Raw genomic sequence first — 20,046 nt, 5'->3', positions numbered from 1 at the left:
CGAGCACCGCCATCAGAACCTCTCCGGCCGGACGAGGACGACGAGCAGGTAGACGATCAGCGCGAGCGCGAGCAGCCCGCCGATCACGTTCTGGACGATCACAGCCGCTCCAACCCCCGCAACGTCAGCACCAGCACGGCGAACCCGCCGATGATCAGCAGGACAAAGGCCACGTCGGCCATCGAGGCTCCTCAACAGGACCCACCGCCGCCTCGGAACGGGCGGCTCGAGGCACAGGATGCGACCGGCGGATCGGGCGCAGCGAGGGTCTTGACGCATCCTTGACGGAGCGGGTGAGGGCGCTCACCGGTGCGGCGATCCCGGCGTCAGGATCGCGTCAGGAAGGCGGCCGGCGGTGTCGCGGAACCGCTGGAGCGGCCCACAGCGCCCGGGCTAGGACCAGGCTCTCCCGTTGCGCGGCCACGAAGTCGGGGGGAAAGCGAGCTCGGTGAGCCGGCCCAGGACGGCGCAGGCGCGGTCGGGGAGCAGCGCCCGGTCGCCGTCGACCAGCCGATGCAGCGTGTCGCGGCGGGCGACGAGTTCCCCGATCCGGTCGGTGAGCCGTGGCTCGACGTCGACCACGGCTGCGGTGAAGACCGGCCTGACGGCGGCCGGGCCCGCTCCGGTCACGACGAGCTGGGCGTGGATCTGCTGGCCAGTGGGCCGGACTGACGTGATCGTGCGCGGGTGCGATCCATTGGCGAGCAGGCGACCGACGCGGCTGCGGAGGTGGCCGTCGCGGAACTCCCGACCGCGGCCGGGCGAAGGACGAGCTCAATCGTTGCCATCGACAACATCTCCATGCTATGAATCTTCAAGTCCATCTGATGGACATCAAAGGTCTCGGACGCAGTGCTGCTTCAGACTCCTTTCGACGACGGGAACAACGTGTCGACCGCTCGCTTCAAGCTCGTCATCAAGTGCACGTCGCTGATCGCCGTCGTCTGCCTCGTGCTGGCCGGCTGCGGGGACGGAGGCGATACCGGGCCTGGCGCCGGGCAGGGCGGCACCCTGGCCGTCGGATCGTTGGACACGCCGCTCAACCTCGATCCGGCTACCGGCCGGGCGGGTACCGAGTACTCGTACCTCAAGGCGATCTACGACACCCTCATCTCCTACGACCCCGCCACCCTGCTCCCCGAGCCCGGTCTCGCCGAGTCCTACGAGTTCCGCGGCCCGGACCAGCTCGAGTTCGTCATGAAGCTCCGCCAGGGCGTGAAGTTCCAGGACGGCACCACCCTGGACGCGGCGGCGGTCAAGACGAGCCTCGAGTACTACAAGGGCGCCGGTGTCCGGAAGGACCTCGACCCGGTCACCGCCATCACGGTGGAGGACCCGAGCACGGTCGTGCTGACCCTGAAGAGCGCCTACTCGACGCTCCCGGCGCTGCTCGCCGACCGCGCGGGCATGATCATCTCGCCGGCCGCCATCCAGAAGTTCGGCGACACGATCGCCGACAACCCCGTCGGCGCGGGTGCCTACGGCGTCAAGAGCTGGACCAAGAAGGTCAGCCTGGAGTTCGCGGCCAACCCGGACTACTGGCGCGGCAAGCCCGGCTACGACACCCTCGACGTGCGGTTCTTCGAGGACGAGGGTGCGATGATCAGCGCCCTGACCTCCGGGCAGGTCCAGTACGCCTACCCGGTCAGCGCCGAGCAGTTGCCGGTGGTCGAGGCGATGCCCAACCTGAACGTGACGACCCAGCAGACGCTGGCCTTCCGCTTCCTGCGGCTCAACCAGGACAAGCCCCCGCTCGACGACAAGCGGGTGCGCCAGGCGCTCAACCTGGCCATCGACCGCCAGGCGCTCGGGAAGACCGCGCTCGGCGACCTGGACGTCGTCGAGGCCACGGTGCCGGTGCCGCCCAACTACTACGCCTACGGCACGGGCACCTACGGCTACCCGCACGACCCGGCACGCGCCGAGGAGCTGCTCGCCGAGGCCGGGCACGCGGGTGGGCTGTCCATCCAGGTGTGCCCGTCGAGCTCGACCCCGGAGAACCTCAAGGAGATCCAGATCCTGAGTGAGCAGGTGGCCCGGGTGGGGATCACCCTCGATGTCACGCAGGTGCCCGGCCAGGGCTGCATCGACCAGTTCTACAAGGGCGACTGGTCGCTCATGCTGACCGGTCACACCGGTCGGGTCGACCCGTGGTTCACCTACTCCGAGGCCTGGTCCGGTGGCGGGGCCAACAACATGAACGGCGGCCGGCCGATCAGCCCGGTCATCGACGAGCGCCTCACCGAGATCCTGTCGATCTCCGATGCGGAGCAGCAGAAGGCGAAGTACACCGAGATCAACGAGGCGTTCCTGGAGGAGGCGCCGATGGTCGGGCTCTACTTCAGCCCGACCATCACGGTCAAGGACGCCGGCGTCGACGGCCAGGTGATCGACCTGCAGGGCAAGGTGATCCTGGCCGGGCTGAAGCCGGCCGCGGCGAAGGCCCCGTAGATGCTGCGGATCATCGGCCGCCGGCTGGTCCAGCTCGTGCCCACGGCGTTGCTGGCCACGATCGTGACCTTCGCGCTGCTGCAGCTCAGCCCCGGCGGCCCGGCCACCACGATCGCCGGCCCGGACGCCTCGCCGGAGTCGATCGCGCAGATCGAGTCCGAGCTCGGGCTCGACGAGCCGGTGGCGCTGCAGTACTGGAACTGGCTCACGAACGCGCTCACCGGTGACCTCGGCTCGTCCTTCATCGACCGCGCCCCGGTCACCGAGACGCTGGCCAGGGCGGCCCCGGTGACCCTGGAGATCGCCGGGCTCGCGCTGGCGATCGCGACGGTGGTCGGGGTACCGCTGGGCGTCGTGTCCGCCGTGCGGAGGCGCTCGGTCCTCGACGAGTCGATCCGCAACGCCTCCGGTCTCGGGATCGCGGTGCCGGAGTTCTGGCTGGCGATGATCGCGATCTACCTGTTCGCCCTGCAGCTGGGCTGGCTGCCCTCCGGCGGCTTCGAGCCGCTGTCGGACGGCCTCGGCGCCAACCTGGAGAGCGTGCTCATGCCGGCCGCGGTGCTGGCGACTTCCGGCGCCGCGATCCTCACCCGCCAGGCGCGCAGCGGGATGATCCGGGCGCTCGACTCGAAGTACGTGCTCGCGGCCCGCGCCGCGGGTGTCCGGCCCAGCGACATCTACCTGAAGCTGGCGGTGCGCAACTCGCTGATCCCGGTGGTCACGGTCATGGGGCTCGTCGCCGGCACGCTCATCGGGGGCAGCGTGCTGGTCGAGAGGGTCTTCGTGCTGCCGGGCATGGGCAGCCTGCTGATCGACAGCGCGCTGGCCAAGGACTACCCGGTGACTCAGGGGGTCATGGTCGTGCTCATCGGTCTCATCTTGGTCATCACCCTGCTCGTCGACGTCTCCTACGGCCTGCTCGACCCGAGGACGCGGCGCTCATGAGCGTGGAGCCGGCTGCCGCGGGAGACGTCGACCGCCTCCTGGCGCCCCGCGGCACCAGGACGGGCAGGCGCCGGAGCGCCGGGCTGGTCCTGGCGATCGGGTTCCTCGCCCTGCTCGTGCTGGTGGCCGTGGCCGCGACCTGGATCGCGCCCTACGTCCCCAGCGCGCAGGACCTCGACGACCGGCTGAGCGGACCGACGCCCGAGCACTTGCTCGGCACCGACTACCTCGGGCGCGACGTGCTCAGCCGGCTGCTGCACGGGGCCCGGCCCGCCCTGATCGGGGCAGTGGTGGCGGTGGTCGTGAGCTGCGCGCTCGGCGTGCCGTGGGGGCTGCTCGCCGGCTACTACGGGGGCTGGGCCGACTCCGCACTCATGCGGCTCGCTGACACGGTGCTCGTGTTCCCCTCGCTCGTCTTCGCGATCGCGATCACCGGGTCCATCGGCGCCGGCATCGTCACCTCGATGGCCGCGTTCGGGCTCGCGATCTCCCCGAGCATCGCCCGCCTGGTGCGCGCCGGTGTGATCGGCGAGCTGCACAAGGACTACGTGCAGATCACCAGGATGTACGGCTGCTCGGCGGGCAGCAGGCTGGTGCGCCACATCCTGCCCAACTCGCTGGAACCGCTCGCCGTGCAGGTGACGATCTACGCGGGCATCGCCGTGCTCGCCCAGGCCGGGCTGGACTTCCTCGGCCTCGGCGTGCAGATCCCCGAGCCCAGCTGGGGCGCCGACCTCTCCCAGGCGTTCACCTACATCCTCGTCGATCCGGCCGCGACCCTGGCCCCGGGCATCACCATCATGCTCACCGTGCTGGCGATCTACCGGGTCGGCGACGCGATCAGGGACCGGCTCTGAACGACGCACCCACGACCCGTATCGAGACGACCCAGTGAAGAGGCTGACCAACAGATGACCGACCGTTCCGGTGCTGCCGACTACACCCAGATCGTGCTCGAGCAGGTCGACAAGGTGGCCATCATCAGGATGAACCGGCCGCAGTACCGCAACGCCCAGTCCCGGATCCTGCGCGAGGAGCTCGACCACGCCTTCGCCCGCTGCGAGGCCGACGACTCGGTGAGCGTCGTCGTGTTCACCGGGGTGGGCGACCACTTCTCCGCGGGCCACGACCTGGGCACCCCCGAGGAGCTGCGCGACCGCGAGGTGCGCGGGTTCCCCACCGATGCGCGCGGACGGCTCTGGCGCATGCACGAGTTCAACGTGGCCAACACCATGCGCTGGCGGGACTTCCGCAAGCCGACGATCGCGGCGGTGCACGGCTACACCATCTTCGCGGGATGGCTGGTGGCCTCGGCCATGGACGTCATCGTGGCTGCCGACGACACGGAGTTCCTGCCCGAGTTCGTCCAGTACTTCTCGATGCCGTGGGACGTCAACACGCGCAAGGTCAAGGAGATCCTCTTCGAGGGCCGGTTCGTCAGCGCGCAGGAGGCGCACGAGATCGGTTTCGTCAATCGGGTCGTGCCCAGGGCCGAGCTGGAGGAGCACGTGCTGGAGCTGGCCCACCGGTTCGCCGAGACCGACCTGTTGCGCCTGGAGGTGACCAAGGAGGCGATCAACGCGGTCGACGACGTGCGCGGCTTCCGGTCGAGCATCGAGACCTCGTTCCTGCGCTGGTCCATGCTGTCGGAGGCCGAGCGGGCCCAGGTCGGCGAGGGCGGCATGACCAGCGACGCGTCCGGCCGGCCGCGCCGCCCGCGGGCCCAGCGCGCGTTCGACCGGCTGAAGGGCAAGCGGTGAGGGAGGCCTTCTCCGGGATCTCGGTGGTCGACGCGACGGGGTCGATCGCCGGGAACTACTGCGCCAAGCTGCTGCGGCTGCACGGCGCGGACGTCACGATGGTCGAGCCCGTCGGCGGTTCACCGGTACGGCAGTGGGGTCCGCCCGGCGGGCGCGCGGACGACGCGTCGCCGCTGTTCCGGCACCTGAACGCGGGGAAGCGGTCGGTGTCGGTCGACGTCGCGAACGACGTCAGCCGGCGCGCCGCGCGCCGGATCGCCGAGGCCGCCGACGTCGTACTGCACGACGAGCGGGCCGAGGCCTGGCTCGACCCGGCCCCGCTCGCCGAGCGCGCGGTCGTGTGCCGGATAACCGACTTCCCCGCCGTGAGCCGGTGGGAGGGCTGGTCGGGCAGCGAGATGATCCACCAGGCGCTCAGCGGCGTCATGTACGTCACCGGCTCGCCGGACCACCAGCCCCTCTACGGCGTGGGCCACCGGGCGTACTTCGCGGCCGGGGTCTCGGCGTACATCACGGTGACCAGTGCCCTGCTGGAGCGGCGGAGCAGCGGTCGGGGACAGCGGGCCCGCACGACGGTGCTGGAGTCGTCCGCGGCGATGGCGCAGAACTTCGTCACCCAGTACGCCTACAACCGGACCTACAGCACCCGCCGCCGTTACCCGGGCATGCTCTCCATCCTGAAGTGCCGCGACGCCTGGGTCATCCTGTTCGCGCTGCGGCACTTCGACGGGCTCTGCGAGACGTTCGACGTGCCCGAGCTGCTGACCGACCCGCGGTTCGTGGACCCGGTCGTGCGCGGCGCCAACTGGCACCTCGCGAGCGACATCCTCGCCGCCGCGGCTGCCCGGTTCGACGCCGACGAGCTCGTCGACCGCGGCCAGCGGCGCAAGGTGAGCATCGAGAAGGTCCACTCCATGGCCGACCTGCTGCGCTCCGAGCAGCTGCGGGCGCGCGGCATGGTGGTGCAGGACGACGGGCGCACGTCGCTCGGTCCCGTCTTCCGCTCGGTCGTGGCGTCATGAGCGAGCTCGCAGGCGAGTCGGAACCACGGTCCGAGGTGACCGGGCCGCTCGCCGGCGTCCAGGTCATCGACTTCACCTCGGCGTGGGCAGGCCCGATGACGACCAGGTCGCTGGCCTTCCTCGGCGCGACGGTCATCAAGATCGAGTCGCCGGTCACGATGGACTCCTGGCGCGGCTCGGTGCACGGCGCCGCGCCCGACCGCTTCCCGGACCTGGTCCCGGGGGAGCGGCCCTACAACCGCAACAGCTACTTCAACACCCAGAACCACGACAAGCTGTCGGTGGCGCTGAACCTCAAGATGCCCGGCGCCGCCGACGTCGTCTACGCACTGGCCGAGACGTCCGACGTCGTGATCGCCAACTTCTCGCCCGGCGTGCTGGACCGGCTGGGCCTGGGCTACGACCGGCTGTCGGCGATCAACCCGCGCATCATCACCGTGGAGATGCCGGCGTTCGGCTCCGGCGGCCCGATGACCCACCACGTCGGGATGGGCATGACCATGGAAGCGGCCTGCGGCATGACCGGACTCATGGGCTACGGCGACGGGAAGCCGGTGCCCACGGGCACGGCCTACATGGACCCGATCGGTGGCCTGCACGGGGCGGCCGCCGTGCTCACCGCGCTGGTGGACCGGGAGCGCACCGGCGTCGGACAGCGCATCGAGGTCGCCCAGACCGAGGCGGCGATGCACTGGATCGGCGACGAGCTCATCGCCGCCGCCGAGGGCGGCGAACCGTGGCAGGCGTGCGGCAACCGGGTCCGGGACGCGGCTCCGCACGACGCCTACCCGTGCGCCGGAACCGACGAGTGGGTTGCAGTCGCGGTGTTCGACGACGACCAGTGGCGGGCCCTGTGCGCGGAGATCGGCCGCAACGGGCTCGTCGACGACCCCCGCTTCGCGACGTCCGACGCCCGCTGGCAGAACCAGGACGACCTGGCCGACGTGATCGGCGCGTGGACGTCCGGGCAGGACAAGTCGGCCGTCGCGCAGCGCCTGCAGCGCGCCGGTGTGCCGGCGGCACCGGTGCGGAACGGTGCCGACATCTGGGGCTGCCCGGGCCTGCGCGAGATCGGGTTCCTGGCCACCCTCGACCACCCGGAGGCGGGCACGCACGACTACCCGGGTCTCGCCTACCGGCTCGAGCGCACACCCGGCGCCGTGCGCCGCGCGGCGCCGCGCTTCGGGGAGCACAACGACCACGTGCTGCGCGAAGTCCTGGGGTTCAGCGCCGAGCGGGTCGAGGAACTGCGGGCGTCGGGTGCGGTGGCCGACCGGCCGGCGAGCTAGGTGGCACGGGCATGCGCGGGAGGGTGGGCGATCGATGAAGACCGGATCGACCGGCGAGGCGGTGCTCGACGTCCGGGACCTCCGCGTCTTCGTGAAGCGGGATCCGAGCGTCGTGCTGGTCGACCGGGTGTCGATGAGCGTTCGGGCCGGCGAGTCGGTGGGCATCATCGGCGAGACCGGCAGCGGCAAGTCCCTGACCGCGCTGGCCATCGCGGGACTGCTGTCGCCCGATCTCGGCGTCGACGGCAGCGTCGAGTTCGGCGGTCAGGACCTCCTGCAGCTGCCGGAGCGCGACCTGCGGGCCATCCGGGGCGCGCGGATCGGGATGGTGTTCCAGGATCCCAACGAGTCGCTCAACCCGGTGTTCTCCATCGGGAAGCAGCTCGGGTACGCGATCCGCGCGCACGCCGGCGACCTGTCGCGGACGGCGATCCGCGCCCGGGCGCGCGAGCTGCTCGACCTGGTCGGCATCCCGCAGCCGGCCGAGCGCCTCGGCCAGTACCCGTACCAGCTCTCCGGCGGCATGCGGCAACGGGTCATGATCGCCATGGCGCTGGCGTCGGATCCCGAGCTGCTCATCGCCGACGAGCCCACGACCTCGCTGGACGTCAGCGTGCAGGCCGGCATCCTGGAGCTGATCGAGGGGCTGGCCCGCGACATGCGGCTCGCGACCCTGCTCATCACCCACGACCTCGGCGTCGTCGCCGGTCAGTGCGACCGGGTGCTCGCGATGTACGCGGGCCAGGTGGTCGAGGCCCGCCGGACGCGCGACTTCACCGCCGGTCCGGCGCACCCCTACTGCCAGGGCCTCCTGCGCTGCGTGCCCGACCCGTCCGAGCTCGGGGTGATCCGACCCGGCATCCCCGGGACCCCGCCGGCCCCCGGGTCGACCGACCAGGGCTGCCGGTTCCGCGACCGCTGCGAGTACGCCACCGACGGCTGCGAGTCCCCCCAGCTGCTCCTCGACGTCATCGACCGCGGGGCGTCGGGACTGGTGCGGTGCTGGCGCGCCGACGAACTGTCCGAACCGGCGGTCGCCGCGAAGTCGATGGAGGCGAGCACGTGAACCGTCGAACACGATCGACGACCCCGCCCCCGGTGCCGCAGGAGGGCGACGTCCTCCTCGAGCTCCGCGACGTCAGCGTGAGCTACGGGTCCGGAGCCGATGCCGTCCGGGCCGTCGACCGCGTGAGCCTCGCCGTGACCGCCGGGGCGACGATGGCCATCATCGGGGAGAGCGGGTGCGGCAAGTCGTCACTGGCCAAGGCCATCTGCGGGCTCGTGCCGATCGAGGCGGGCGAGATGACCTTCGCCGGCCAGGCCATCGGCACGGGCAGGGACCCGGCCGAGCTGGCCGGGCGCCTCGGCGTCCAGATCGTGCTGCAGGACCCGACGGCGGGCCTCGACCCCCGGTGGCCGATCTGGCGCAGCGTCGCCGAGTCCCGCCGCCGGTTCTCCGAGTCGCGCCCGGAGGCCCGCCGCCGGGCCGTGGACGCGCTGTCCGAGGTGGGCATCGGCCCGCACATGGCCGACCGGCGGCCCGCGGAGCTCTCCGGCGGCCAGCGCCAGCGGGTGACGATCGCCCGCGCGATCGCCGCCGAGCCGCGGCTCATCGTGCTCGACGAGGCCGTTTCCGCGCTCGACGTCTCGGTGCGCAACGAGATCCTGGTGCTGCTGCAGGGGCTCAAGCAGCGCCACGGGCTGACGTTCGTGTTCATCACCCACGACATCTCGGTGGTCACGCAGTGCGCGACCGACGCCACGGTCCTCTACCTCGGGCGGGCGGTGGAGACGGGCACCGCTCCCGAGGTGCTGCGGGGCCGGTCGCACCCGTACACGAGGGCACTCCTGTCGGCCGTGCCGACCCTGACCGGCGATCTCCGCGATCGCGTGCGCATGACCGGCGAACTGCCCAGCCTCGCGGATCCGCCCTCCGGCTGCCGCTTCCACACGCGGTGCCCGTTCGCGCAGCCGGTGTGCTCGGACGTCGAGCCGGACCTCGTCATCCGCGCCGGCGGCCATCCGGCGGCCTGCCACTTCGTGGGGGAGCTGCGCCCGGCGGCATCGGACGCGGTGGCGGAACCGAGCGCGGCCGGCTGAGCCTCAGGAGGCCGTGAGGCTGTCGTCGCCCGGCGCGTCGGGCGACCCGAGCCCCGACGCGACGCGGGTGAGCATGTCGTTGGTGCGGGTGGTGACGTCGAGGCACACCTCCCGGAAGGCGGCCAGCCGCTCCGGGGAGTAGCGGAAGGCCGGCGCGGACACCGACAGCACACCGATCAGGGCGCCGTTCGACAGCACCGGCGACGCCACCCCCCACGACTCCTTGCCCACCGACTCGACCACACCGTCGCGTAGGGCCCGTTCGCAGTCGGCGACCAGGTCGGCGACCGGACGTGGGCCGCCCGAGCGCGTCTCGTAGTTGCCGTCGGCATCGGTGATCGAGGGCAGGGTCTTCTTCAACAGCCCGTGGGCGAGCAACATGATCCCCGAGGCCCCCTGGTGCAGCGGGAAGCGGCCGCCGACCGGCACCACGCGCCGGATCTGGTCCTTCGTCTCACCGACGGCCAGGCACTCGCGCATGCCGTTGCTCTCGACCATGAACAGCGAGGTCTCACCCGTCCTCTCGTTGAGCTCGGCCACCGCTGACTTGATCAGGCGCCAGACGAGGCTGTCGGGCTCCAGCGCGAGGAACATCCGGATGATCGCGGGCCCGGGACCGTAGCCGTCGGCCCCACGGGAAACGAAGCCCTCACTTTCCAGTGAATTGAGCAGCCGCACCGCCGTGGGCCCCGGCACGTCGGCCGCCTTCTGCAGTTGCCCGGTCGAACGCACCCCTTCGCCCACAGCCTTGAGGAGCTTCAACGCTCGGACGACCGACCGCACAGGAGACGGTTCAGACCTGCGCGGCTGGTCCACGTCGTGGGCCCCTTCTTCCGTCTGGTGACAACGACGAATATACCGGGTCGTCGGGGCACGACGATGACCATCCGCCACGACCATTCGACCTAGGCTGAGTTCCGGCGATCAGCTCATCAGCCCCTTGTACAGGCGTTCTCCGCCCCGCGCCGCCGCAGCCGCGCGTTGCGTCACCTCGCCACTCGAGCCGCACGCTCGCGGCGCGACTCGGGGCGCGTGCTCGCGTCCGGTTCGACGGCACCCGGCCCTGGTTCCAGCCGGTCAGAGACCATGGCGCTGCACGACGTCAGCGCCACCAGCAAGACGCCCACCGCGCGGCGCCGGATGCGACCAGCGATACGCCTGACCGGGTATCCCCCGCCCGTCCCCGGCGCAGGAACACCGCGGGAAGCGCACCGATGGGGCGGCGGCCTCGGAGTTGCTGGTCAGAGGGCTGTGCGGGATGAACATTGCTGATGTGACCGAGCGACCCCGGCCGCCGGAGCCGGTGGAGCGTCTCCAGACATGCCGGGGCGATTCAACGAGTCGCTGGTGCGCCGTCACGGTCGAAGAGGATCTCCGACCCGACGGCCGAGATCACGTACCGACACACAGGTTTGAGACCAGGTCCTATTGAGGGCTCGGTGCGTCCGACGCCGTTGCACTCGCTGCTGGGTGCGTTGCTGAGAAGCCGGCGAGGGCCACGAGGGTCGGGTCGCCGAAGACCGTGATGCGGGTGATTCTCGTCCCGGCCGTGCTGAGGACCGAGATGCCGTACGCGTGATGTCGGCCGTCGTCACCGCGGAGATACGCGGCGGCTGCGGGCTGGCCGTTGGCGACGAGGGGCACCATCCGCCAGTCTCCCGGCTCTCCGAGCGCCGACGTCCTGATGAACTCAAGGCACGTGGTCAAGCCGGCGAACCACGTTCGGGACCCAGTCACCTCCAGCGCGGCGTCCGCGCGGAGCGCGCGTTCCAACTCGCTCAGGTCAGCGTTGACGAATCCGGCGATGTAGCGGTCGAGCAGCGCACGGGTCGCCGGGTCAGTCGGTTCGCCAGTCAGTCGCGGCTCGTCCGATGCCACTTCCGCGAGGCGCGCACGAGCCCGCTGCAGAGTGCTCTTGACAGCGGCGATGCTGGTGCCGGTCATCTCGGCGACCTCACCAGCAGGAAACGCCAGCACGTCCCGCAGGATCAGGACCGCGCGCTGCTTGGCCGGCAGGTGTTGCAGCGCGGTTATCAGCGCCAGACGGAGGCTGTCTCGGGTGGCCGAAACGGTCGCCGGATCGTCGAAGTCCTGGATCACCAGCGCATCCGGGATCGGACTGAGCCACGCGACGTCCGGCACGGCTTCCGGTGGAGCCGAAGGGTCGTCGCTGGGGCCGCGCAGGCCGGACGGCAGGAAGCGCCGGTCTCGCCCTTCGAGTGCGGTCAGGCAGGCGTTGGTCGCGATCCGGTACAGCCAGGTGCGCACCGACGAGCGCTGCTCGAACCGGTCGTAGGCACGCCAGGCGCGCAGGTACGTCTCCTGGACCACGTCTTCGGCGTCGTGCACCGAGCCCAGCATGCGGTAGCAGTGAGCGAGCAGTTCGCGACGGTAGAGCCCGGTGGCCGCGACGAAGTCCACCATGCCGCCCGAGGCTATTGCGCGTAGCTGAGCGTGACGACACCTGAAGGCTGCGGCGTGGCGCCGACGAGCCGCAGCTCGCCCGGCGCTGCGCCGTCGAACAACCGCCGGCCACTGCCGAGGAACAGCGGGTACACGCCGACGTGGAACTCGTCGAGCAGGCTGTGATCCAGCAAGGTGCGCACCAGGGTGAAGCTGCCGTAGATCAGAATGGTGCCCTGCAAGTCGGCGACCGTTCGGGCGGGGTCACCGTTCAGGGCGCTTGCGTTCCAGGGCAGCGACCCGTGCAGGGTGTTGGAGACCACCACCTTGCGGATCTTGTGCAGCGCCTCGGCGTAGGGCCCGGTGTTCTGGGACCACGCCCGCTGGAGCAGCTCGTAGGTGCGTCGACCGAGCAAGAAGATGTCGCTGGCGAGGACCTGCTCGGTGGCGCCGTCGACGGCCTGGTCGTCGAACAGTCGCTGCGCCCAGCCGCCGTGCTCGGTCTCGCCGAACCCGCCAGGGTCCTGGACGACGCCGTCCAGCGTCATGAACGCGCCCGCGACGATCGTGCGCATACCCGTGCTCCCTCCCGAGGACCAGACGATCCGATCCCACCGCCAAGGCAGACCCGGATCGCCTCCAGAAGGAATCGGTCAGCAGTGCACCGCCGGGTGAGCGACGAGATCCTCTTCGACCGCGACGGCGCACCAGCGCTCGCCCCGACGATGGTGGCGTTGCCGGCCGTCGGGTCCGGGTCGTCGGGGTCGGTGCAGACGGCGAGGACCAGCGGTGCGCGGTCAGGGGGCGGGACGATCCCGACGTCGTTGCGCTCGTCGTCCGGGCCGGTGGAGACGGTGAGGTCGGGCTCGATGCGGTCGAACCGGGTGGTCGGGTCGAGTGGTGCCTCGCTGGTTCATGGCTTCCCAGGGGTGCTCGACGGGGCGACGGCGGTGATCACGGTGGAGTGCACACACCGTGCCGTCGCGGCACGGTCAACCCGGCCTGCGGGATCCGCACCGGGTCGGGGCGGGCGCGGAGCAGGAGCCCGACCCGGCGCAGGACGTCGGACTGCGCGGGGTTGTAGAGGTCGCGCACGGCCTCGTCGAGGGTTCGGGCGGCGGCGGCGCTCAGGCCGGTCGTCGCACTCCGCAGGCGGGGGAGCATCACGCGCAGGGTCCGGCTCCGGGGGAGCAGCCTGATCGCGAGTTCGTGGCGGGTCGCGTCGTCGGCGTCGGCGGGGAGCTGGTCGAACGCGGTCGCCGCCGGGCTCGGGGGGAGAGCGCGCAGCGTGTCGACGAAATCGGTGACCACCGCGAAGTCCAGCACCCTGGTCAGCACGACCAGCAGGGCGCGGTCGGCGTCGGACAGGTCGGCGTCCCGGAACCTCGCGGCGAGCGCGGGTGGGAGGTCGGTGGGTGCGGCCTGCTGCAGGATCCGGCGGACCTCGACGCGTGCGCGCTGCAGGCGGGTCAGGTCCTGGGCGAGATGGCGGTCGAGGGTGCGGAGTGCCTCCCGGGGATGCTGATCGGCACCACCCAGTTCGGCGATCTGCGGCAGGGTGAACCCGAGGTCGGCGAGGCGCTTGATCCGCAGGACCCGGACGAGGTGCGCGACGCGGTACTGCTTGTAGCCGTTGGCGCGGCGCCGTGGCTCCTCCAGAAGGCCGACGTCGTGGTAGTGCCGCACCGCTCGCACAGTGGTGCCGGCGAGGTCGGCGAGTTCGCGGGTACTCCAGGCCACAGCAGATCCCTCCGTGAGGTCAGGCGGGTGATGGACGGGTCAGGTGCGCGCGAGCCGGCGCGGCGGTCGGTCTCCGACAGCCCCCCACACGCCGTGCAGCTCCCGGTGCGCCAGGGCGTGGACGGCGCACGGCCGGCGGACCGGGCAGGCGGCGCAGATCGCTTTCGCGACCCGCTCGCGGCGGTCCCGTATCGGGTAGCACTCCTCGTCGGCGGGGAAGAACACCGCGGAGCCGACACCGCCGCAGAGGGCCTGCCGGTGCCACGACCGCAGGAGTTCGGGGTGGATCCGCCAGTCGGCGTACCGCCCGGCCCGCCCGGCGACGGTGACGGGCTCGGTACTGATCATGGCGGTTGCTCGCTCCCCGGTCGCTCTGCTGTCGGGTATCAGACTCGCGCGTACGGCGCTCTGGCCGCGTCGGTGGAAGTCCCTGATCCCGTCGCCGAGATCGGCGCAGAGAGGCCGGCGTCTGGACGCCCCGGTCTCGTCCGCGAGGTTCGCATCGGTGAGAATCACCGCAATCGACCCCGCGCCGACGTCAGGGAAGGACCAGACGATGCTGGTGGGCCGGCGCGTCGAGCACGAGGCGGTCGAACGCCTGCTGGCCCGGGCTCAGGACGGGCACAGCGGGGTGCTGGTGGTGCGCGGGGAGGCCGGCATCGGCAAGACCGCCCTGCTGCAGCACGTGCGTGAGACCGCCGCAGCGGCCGGGTACCGGGTCGAGGGCGCGGTCGGGGTGGAGGCCGAGGCGGGGTTCGCGTTCGCGGGCCTGCACCAGTTGTGCGCACCGTTGCTGGCGCGGGCCGCGGCGCTGCCGGAGCCGCAGCAGGCCGCGCTCGGGGTGGCGTTCGGGATGGGTGAGGGTGCTGCGCCGGACCGGTTCCTGGTGGGGCTGGCGGTGCTGAGCCTGCTGGCCGAGGTGGCCGAGGACGGACCGCTGCTGTGCCTGGTCGACGACGCGCAGTGGCTGGACCAGGTGTCCGCGCAGGTACTGGCGTTCGCGGCGCGGCGGCTGGCGGCCGACCGCGTGGTCCTGGTGTTCGCGCTGCGCGACCCCGGCGACGGCGACGCCTCGGCGTTCGTCGGACTGCCCGACCTGCGCCTGGTCGGGCTGCCCGACTCCGACGCGCAGGCGCTGCTGGCCGCCGCGGTGCGCGCTCCGCTGGACGATGCCGTGCGGGACCGGATCGTGGCCGAGGCGCGCGGGAACCCGCTGGCGTTGCTCGAACTGCCCCGGGGTGCCCCGCCGGTCGAGCTCGCGGGCGGCTTCGAACTGCCCGACGTGCTGAGCGTGCCGCGCCGCGTAGAGAACGCTTTCCGCCGCCGCGCGGGCAGCCTGCCGCCGGACACGCAACTGCTGCTGGTGGTCGCCGCGGCCGAGCCGACCGGCGACGCGGCGCTGCTCTGGCGCGCGGCCGCGCACCTGGGGATCACCCGCGAGGCGGCGGCGCCCGCGGAGGCGGCCGGGCTGCTGGACGTCGACACCCGGGTGCGGTTCCGTCACCCGCTCGTGCGCTCGGCGGTCTACCGGGCGGCCGCACCGCCCGACCAGCGCCGAGCACACGGCGCGCTGGCCGCGGTCACCGACGTGCAGGTCGACCCCGACCGGCGTGCCTGGCACCGCGCACAGGCGGTGGTGGGCGCCGACGAGGAGGCCGCTGCGGAGCTGGAGCGGTCGGCGGGCCGAGCGCGTGCCCGCGGCGGGTGGGCCGCCGCGGCCGCGTTCCTGCAGCACGCGGCCGAGTTGACCCCCGACCCTGCTCGTCGTGCGGGTCGGGCGCTGGAGGCCGCGCACGCCACGCACGACGCCGGTGCGTCCGAGACCGCCCAGGAGCTGCTGGCGGTCACCGCGTCCGGGCCGCTGGACGCCCTGGGAGGCGCCCGGCTCGAGCTGCTGCGCGCTCGGATCGCGTTCCACCGGACGCGCGGCAACGAGGTGCCGGGGATGCTGCTGGACGCGGCCAAGGCGCTCGCCCCGCTCGATCCTGCGCTGTCGCGCGAGACCTACCTGCACGCGCTCGATGCGGCCATCATCACCGGCGGCCTCGGCGACGGCCGCGGCCTGTCGGCGGTGGCCGAGGCTGCCCGGGCGGCGCCCGCACCACCCGGCCCGCCGGGGCCGGCCGATGTGTTGCTCGACGGGCTGGTGACGACCTTCACGCACGGCTACGCGGCAGGCGCGCCCGAGCTCCGCCGCGCGCTCGAGGCCTTTCGTGCCGACGATCCCTCGGCGGGGCCCCCGGGCGAGGGCGGCACCCCCCGCTGGCTGTGGCTGGCCAGCCGTACCGCACTGAGGCTGTTCGACGACGAGCTGCTCTACGTGCTGGCCCACCGGCACGTCCGGCTCGCTCGCGACGCAGGCGCGCTGGCCACGCTCGTCCCGGCGCTGCCGTTCCTGTCGTCCGTGTCGGTGCTCGCGGGCGAGCTGGCCCGGGCCACCGAGCTGATCGCGGAGGAGACCGCCATCAGGCAGGTGACCGGGGGTGTGCCGCTGCGCGTCGGCCGGCTGGTGCTGGCTGCCTGGCAGGGGCGCGAGACCGAGACCGTCGAGATCCACGCCGCCGCCGTCCAGGAGGTGACCGCCCGCGGGAACCGTGCCGAGATCGCGCTGGCGCACCTCGCCCGGGCGGTGCTGCAGAACGGTCTGGGCAACTACGCAGCGGCGCTGGACGCCGCGGAGCGGGCGTGCGCGCATCCCGACGCGACGCACACCAATACGGCCCTCCCCGAACTCGTCGAGGCGGCCGCCCGCGCCGAGCAGCCCGGGCGCGCGACCGCCGGGCTGGAGGAGCTCGACCTGCGGGCCCGCGCCAGCGGCTCCCGGTGGGCCCTCGGGCTGGCAGCGCGCTCGCGAGCGCTGATCAGCACGGGGCCTGCCGCGGAGACGCACTACCGCGAGGCGATCGAGCTGCTGCGAGCCTGCCGGATGGCCAGCTACCTCGCCCGCACGCACCTCGTCTACGGGGAGTGGCTGCGCCGCCAGGGCCGCCGCCAGGACGCCCGCGAGCAGCTCCGCACCGCGCACGAGATGCTCTCGGGCATGGGCGTGGAGGCGTTCGCCGCGCGCGCCGCCCGCGAGCTGCGTGCCACCGGAGAGCACCCGCGCCGCCGATCCGCGCAGCCGTCGGATGCGCTCACCGTGCAGGAGTTGCAGGTCGCGCGGCTGGTGGCCACGGGGGCGACGTCCCGGGAGGTCGGCGCGCAGCTGTTCCTGAGCCCGCGCACGATCGAGGCGCACCTGCGCAGCATCTTCCGCAAGCTGGGCATCACCTCCCGCCGGCAGCTCCGGGACCTGCCGCCCCCCTGACCGGCCCGCGATCAACTCGCGTCACGGCGGGGCAGGGGTCTGCACGTCGGTCGGGTGCCGGGCCTGGTTGCCCGGGACGTCGTCGGCCCGGCAGCGGCGGGCGGGATCGGTATCCGGCCGGCTGGGGCCGGCACCGACGACCCCGATCGCCGACTCCGGGATCGGCATCGCCCGGGCGGGGGCGTCGAGCGAGCGGAACGCCGGTGCGGCGAGGGCGACGATCGCGGTGACGGCGGCGAGTCCGGCGAGGAGCGCCCCGGCGACGGGCAGCCCGGCGACGGCGGCGACGGCGGCGAGCGGGGCGCTGGTCAGGGCGGGTGCGGCGAGCATGACGGTGTTCTGCGCGCCCAGGACGCGGCCGCGCATGGCGTCGGGGGTGGCCTCGATGGTGAGCACGCCGAGGATGGCCGCGGCGGGGGCGTTGGTGAGCCCGACCAGCGCCGCGCCCGCGAGCACCAACCACGGCGAGGCCAGGGAGCCGACGCCGGCGAACCCGACGGTCAGGCCGGCCATGCCGATGACGAACCAGGTGCGGCGGCTCACCCGGCCGGCGGTGGCGGCGTAGAGCGCGGAGCCCGCGATGCTGCCCGCGGCGATGGCGGAGAGCGTCAGCCCGGTGAGAGCGGGGAGGTCCTGTGCGGTGAAGTGGGCGGGCATCAGGGTGCTCTGCAGGGAGCTGATCACGGCGATGAGCATCGCCGTGATCAGGGTGGCGCCCAGGACGAGCCGGTTGCGGGCGAGGAACCGCCACGACGTCCACGGGTCGGCCCCCGCCCGGCGGACTGCGCCGCCGGCTCCGGTCGCGGCACGCCCGCGCTCCGGCACGCGGCCGGAGCGGGGGTCGAGCAGGAGCGTGGTCAACGCGGCGAGCAGGCTCGTCGCGGCCGTGGCCAGCAGCAGGGCCGGGGTCAGGCCGAGTCCCGCGACCAGCAGTCCGCCGAGGCCGGGACCGGCCGGGAGCAGGGTGTTGCCGACGGTCTCGCGGGTCGCGACCAGCCGGTCCAGCCGCCCGGGGCCGGCGGGTCCGAGCCGGGCCAGGGCGGGCAGCAGGGTCTCCTGTGCGGTCATTCCCGGCACCCGGACCACCGCGCCGACGACGGCGAGGGTCAGGAACCAGGTCATGTCCAGGCCCCACAGGACGTCGACAATTGGCAGGGCGGCGATCGATGCTGTCGCGAGCAGGTCGGACACGACCGACACCGTGCGGCGGTCGACCCGGTCGACCAGCAGCCCGGCGACGACCCCGGTCGCGGCCGACGCGGCCGTGGCCACGGCCGCGAGCACCCCCGCGGCCAGGATGTCGCCGGTGCGGTCAGCCGGGCGGTGTCGAGGTCGAGCTCGTAGAGGTCGGCCACGTCGGGGCGGCGCGCGTTGAGCTGGACGTACACCGTCCGGGCCGGTCCGCGCAGAGCCGGGTCCCGAGCACGCGCGCCCCCCGGATCGGGGTCAGGTCGACCGCCGGGTCCTGGGGGCGGGTCAGGTCGACCCGATGCAGGTGGTGGTCTCGTCGCCGTCGGTGTCCTGGGTGAACAGCAGGTACCTGCCGTCGGCGGCCCAGGAGGAGGTCTCGATGCTGCGGCGGTCGTCGGAGGTCACGCGCCGCGCCGCCGGGTCGTCCGAGGCGTCGGTGTCGGGCCAGTCCCCGTCCAGGTCGCGGACGACCACGTTGAGGCGGTCCCGCCACGGGGCGAGGTAGGCGACCTTCGTGCCGTCCGGGGAGATCTGGGCACGGCTGCGGGCAGGTGGGTCGAAGAACTCCTCGACGGTGATCAGCGTGGGTACGGCCGGCATGGTGGGCCTCCAGGTGTCGTGTTGTGGACACCCCCGACTCCAGGCCGTGACGTCACGTCCGGGTCAAGCCCGCCCGCGCCACGTCGGCCACCGCTCGGCACGGCGACGAGCGCGAGTACCGCCGCGGGCCTGCGCCTGAACCGCACCGGTAATCCCCGCCACAGCGGCTTGAGTGTGCCGCGTCGGCACGGTCTTCCCTGGATGCAGTCGAGCACACGACCCCAGGAGGACGTCATGGACGCCACCGACCGCGACCGCGGCCCGGCCCGCGAGAACCCGTCTGCCGGGAGAACCCCCGACGGCCCCCCGCCGACGCTGCTCGAGCAGATGGGCGGCCCGATGGGGTTCGTCTACTCCGCCGTCCCCGTCGTCGTCTTCGTCGCGGCCAACGCCTTCCTGCCCCTGACCGAGACGATCATCGTGTCGGTCGCCGTCGGGCTGGCCATCGCCGGCTACCGGCTCCTGCGCGGGGAGCGGTTCAGCCTGGCCGTCGGCGGGCTGCTCGGGCTCGCCCTCGCGATCGGCATCGTGGCCCTCACCGGTTCGGCGCGCGACTTCTTCGTCGTCGGCATCTGGGCGTACCTGGTGGCGTTCGTGGTCGCGCTGGGCTCGGTGCTGGCCCGCCGTCCGCTCAGCGGCCTCGTGTGGAACCTCGTGCACGGCAACACCCACGACTGGCGGGCCGACCGCCGCGTCATGCGCGCCCACGACGTCGCCACCCTCGCCGCGGCGGCGGTCTCCGGCGCCCGGTTCGGCGTTCAGCAATGGCTCTACGTCAGCGACGAGACCGGCTGGCTGGGCGTCGCCCGCGTCGCGATGGGCTGGCCGCTGACCATCCTGGCCGCGCTGGTCGTCGTCTGGGCGTGGCGGCGCAGCAGCACGCGGCTGCTCCCCTCGGCCTGAGGGCCCACGGCTCGCCCGGTTGCCCACTTCGACACCGACCTGGTGCGCCTGGCCACCGGCGGCGCGTCCGGCCCGCCCGGTGAGAACCGGGAGACCACGCCACCCCACCGCACTGCGAGAGGACGCTCCATGGCAACGCCCGCCCCCAACCCGCAGCCGAGGCTCGTCCCGGCTCGTGGGCTCGTTCGCGGGCGGCGACGACCTGCGGCTGGTCCGCATCGACCGGGAGACCGGCGAGGAGACCGTCGTCGCCGCCGTACCGGGCCGGAGCCTGGACAACTTCGGCATCCTGGCCCCCGGGGTGCTGCCGCCCGCGGTGTACACCCACCGCGGCA

At 72.7% G+C, this 20,046-nt stretch carries 19 protein-coding genes; 11 read left to right on the top strand and 8 right to left on the bottom strand.

All coding sequences use genetic code 11. The features are described 5' to 3' along the window. Nucleotides 1-12: 12 nt before the first annotated feature. Entirely contained in the window at nucleotides 13-102 is a 90-nt protein-coding gene (gene kdpF / locus KDL28_RS32290) for a K(+)-transporting ATPase subunit F (RefSeq protein ID WP_252444652.1), read from the bottom strand. 411 nt (nucleotides 103-513) lie between these two features. Between kdpF and KDL28_RS32285 the strand changes: the two genes are divergently transcribed. From KDL28_RS32285 to KDL28_RS32245, 9 genes are all read left to right on the top strand, one after another. Then, complete coding sequence (locus KDL28_RS32285) at nucleotides 514-672, top strand: hypothetical protein (protein ID WP_252444650.1); 159 nt, start codon at nucleotides 514-516, stop codon at nucleotides 670-672. 216 nt (nucleotides 673-888) lie between these two features. After that, nucleotides 889-2,451, top strand: coding sequence for an ABC transporter substrate-binding protein (locus KDL28_RS32280; protein WP_252444648.1), 1,563 nt, complete (start codon nucleotides 889-891; stop codon nucleotides 2,449-2,451). Continuing rightward, the gene (locus tag KDL28_RS32275) at nucleotides 2,452-3,396 is read left to right on the top strand and encodes an ABC transporter permease (RefSeq protein WP_252444646.1); all 945 of its coding nucleotides are present in this window, start codon (nucleotides 2,452-2,454) and stop codon (nucleotides 3,394-3,396) included. It begins immediately after the preceding gene. Then, a complete protein-coding gene (locus tag KDL28_RS32270) occupies nucleotides 3,393-4,253 on the top strand; it encodes an ABC transporter permease (protein ID WP_252444644.1) in 861 nt (286 codons plus the stop codon). Before KDL28_RS32275 ends, KDL28_RS32270 begins: the two co-directional genes overlap by 4 nt. Nucleotides 4,254-4,307: 54 nt before the next feature. Further along, nucleotides 4,308-5,156, top strand: coding sequence for an enoyl-CoA hydratase-related protein (locus KDL28_RS32265; RefSeq protein ID WP_252444642.1), 849 nt, complete (start codon nucleotides 4,308-4,310; stop codon nucleotides 5,154-5,156). Continuing rightward, nucleotides 5,153-6,178, top strand: coding sequence for a CoA transferase (locus tag KDL28_RS32260; RefSeq protein ID WP_252444640.1), 1,026 nt, complete (start codon nucleotides 5,153-5,155; stop codon nucleotides 6,176-6,178). Before KDL28_RS32265 ends, KDL28_RS32260 begins: the two co-directional genes overlap by 4 nt. After that, a complete protein-coding gene (locus KDL28_RS32255; protein ID WP_252444638.1) occupies nucleotides 6,175-7,467 on the top strand; it encodes a CaiB/BaiF CoA transferase family protein in 1,293 nt (430 codons plus the stop codon). The genes KDL28_RS32260 and KDL28_RS32255 overlap by 4 nt, the downstream gene beginning before the upstream one ends. 34 nt (nucleotides 7,468-7,501) lie before the next feature. Beyond that, complete coding sequence (locus tag KDL28_RS32250; RefSeq protein ID WP_252444636.1) at nucleotides 7,502-8,533, top strand: ABC transporter ATP-binding protein; 1,032 nt, start codon at nucleotides 7,502-7,504, stop codon at nucleotides 8,531-8,533. Then, a complete protein-coding gene (locus tag KDL28_RS32245; protein ID WP_252444634.1) occupies nucleotides 8,530-9,567 on the top strand; it encodes an ABC transporter ATP-binding protein in 1,038 nt (345 codons plus the stop codon). The genes KDL28_RS32250 and KDL28_RS32245 overlap by 4 nt, the downstream gene beginning before the upstream one ends. A 3-nt stretch (nucleotides 9,568-9,570) precedes the next feature. Here the strand turns inward: KDL28_RS32245 and KDL28_RS32240 are convergent, their stop codons facing one another. The 5 genes from KDL28_RS32240 to KDL28_RS32220 all read right to left on the bottom strand — a co-directional run bounded on the left by KDL28_RS32240 (nucleotide 9,571) and on the right by KDL28_RS32220 (nucleotide 14,058). Continuing rightward, nucleotides 9,571-10,383 (bottom strand): IclR family transcriptional regulator, encoded by an 813-nt coding sequence (locus KDL28_RS32240; protein WP_252444631.1) that lies wholly within the window; start codon nucleotides 10,381-10,383, stop codon nucleotides 9,571-9,573. Nucleotides 10,384-10,992: 609 nt separating this feature from the next. Further along, nucleotides 10,993-11,991 (bottom strand): sigma-70 family RNA polymerase sigma factor, encoded by a 999-nt coding sequence (locus tag KDL28_RS32235; protein WP_252444628.1) that lies wholly within the window; start codon nucleotides 11,989-11,991, stop codon nucleotides 10,993-10,995. Nucleotides 11,992-12,002: 11 nt separating this feature from the next. Further along, nucleotides 12,003-12,545, bottom strand: coding sequence for a dihydrofolate reductase family protein (locus KDL28_RS32230; protein ID WP_252444626.1), 543 nt, complete (start codon nucleotides 12,543-12,545; stop codon nucleotides 12,003-12,005). A 379-nt stretch (nucleotides 12,546-12,924) separates the two neighbouring features. Next, nucleotides 12,925-13,710, bottom strand: a complete 786-nt coding sequence (locus KDL28_RS32225) for a MerR family transcriptional regulator (protein WP_252444624.1) — start codon at nucleotides 13,708-13,710, stop codon at nucleotides 12,925-12,927. Between the two features lie 39 nt (nucleotides 13,711-13,749). Continuing rightward, nucleotides 13,750-14,058: a WhiB family transcriptional regulator gene (locus tag KDL28_RS32220; protein ID WP_252444622.1), complete on the bottom strand. Its 309-nt coding sequence runs from the start codon at nucleotides 14,056-14,058 to the stop codon at nucleotides 13,750-13,752. 157 nt (nucleotides 14,059-14,215) lie between these two features. Here KDL28_RS32220 and KDL28_RS32215 point away from each other — a divergent pair, with 157 nt between their 5' ends. Continuing rightward, nucleotides 14,216-17,017, top strand: coding sequence for a BREX system ATP-binding domain-containing protein (locus tag KDL28_RS32215; RefSeq protein WP_308216089.1), 2,802 nt, complete (start codon nucleotides 14,216-14,218; stop codon nucleotides 17,015-17,017). A 21-nt stretch (nucleotides 17,018-17,038) separates the two neighbouring features. Here KDL28_RS32215 and KDL28_RS32210 read toward each other — a convergent pair whose 3' ends face one another. After that, entirely contained in the window at nucleotides 17,039-18,313 is a 1,275-nt protein-coding gene (locus tag KDL28_RS32210) for an MFS transporter (protein WP_256503160.1), read from the bottom strand. A gap of 180 nt (nucleotides 18,314-18,493) precedes the next feature. Further along, entirely contained in the window at nucleotides 18,494-18,808 is a 315-nt protein-coding gene (locus KDL28_RS32205) for a TolB-like translocation protein (RefSeq protein ID WP_252444618.1), read from the bottom strand. Between the two features lie 234 nt (nucleotides 18,809-19,042). Between KDL28_RS32205 and KDL28_RS32200 the strand changes: the two genes are divergently transcribed. After that, nucleotides 19,043-19,711 carry a DUF3159 domain-containing protein gene (locus tag KDL28_RS32200; protein ID WP_252444617.1) on the top strand — a complete coding sequence of 223 codons (669 nt, stop codon included), beginning with the start codon at nucleotides 19,043-19,045 and terminating at the stop codon, nucleotides 19,709-19,711. Nucleotides 19,712-20,046: the final 335 nt, after the last annotated feature.

Source organism: Pseudonocardia humida (assembly GCF_023898865.1).
GTDB classification, from domain to species: domain Bacteria; phylum Actinomycetota; class Actinomycetes; order Mycobacteriales; family Pseudonocardiaceae; genus Pseudonocardia; species Pseudonocardia humida.
This window is presented reverse-complemented; position numbering and strand designations above follow the sequence as displayed.

Bases quoted from the DNA above. Each gene is read 5' to 3' on its own strand.
- KDL28_RS32285 (WP_252444650.1), top strand. From the start codon at position 514: ATGCAGCGTGTCGCGGCGGGCGACGAGTTCCCCGATCCGGTCGGTGAG.
- KDL28_RS32275 (WP_252444646.1), top strand. From the start codon at position 2,452: ATGCTGCGGATCATCGGCCGCCGGCTGGTCCAGCTCGTGCCCACGGCG.
- KDL28_RS32270 (WP_252444644.1), top strand. From the start codon at position 3,393: ATGAGCGTGGAGCCGGCTGCCGCGGGAGACGTCGACCGCCTCCTGGCG.
- KDL28_RS32265 (WP_252444642.1), top strand. From the start codon at position 4,308: ATGACCGACCGTTCCGGTGCTGCCGACTACACCCAGATCGTGCTCGAG.
- KDL28_RS32255 (WP_252444638.1), top strand. From the start codon at position 6,175: ATGAGCGAGCTCGCAGGCGAGTCGGAACCACGGTCCGAGGTGACCGGG.
- KDL28_RS32250 (WP_252444636.1), top strand. From the start codon at position 7,502: ATGAAGACCGGATCGACCGGCGAGGCGGTGCTCGACGTCCGGGACCTC.
- KDL28_RS32235 (WP_252444628.1), bottom strand. From the start codon at position 11,991: ATGGTGGACTTCGTCGCGGCCACCGGGCTCTACCGTCGCGAACTGCTC.
- KDL28_RS32230 (WP_252444626.1), bottom strand. From the start codon at position 12,545: ATGCGCACGATCGTCGCGGGCGCGTTCATGACGCTGGACGGCGTCGTC.
- KDL28_RS32220 (WP_252444622.1), bottom strand. From the start codon at position 14,058: ATGATCAGTACCGAGCCCGTCACCGTCGCCGGGCGGGCCGGGCGGTAC.
- KDL28_RS32205 (WP_252444618.1), bottom strand. From the start codon at position 18,808: ATGCCGGCCGTACCCACGCTGATCACCGTCGAGGAGTTCTTCGACCCA.
- KDL28_RS32200 (WP_252444617.1), top strand. From the start codon at position 19,043: ATGGACGCCACCGACCGCGACCGCGGCCCGGCCCGCGAGAACCCGTCT.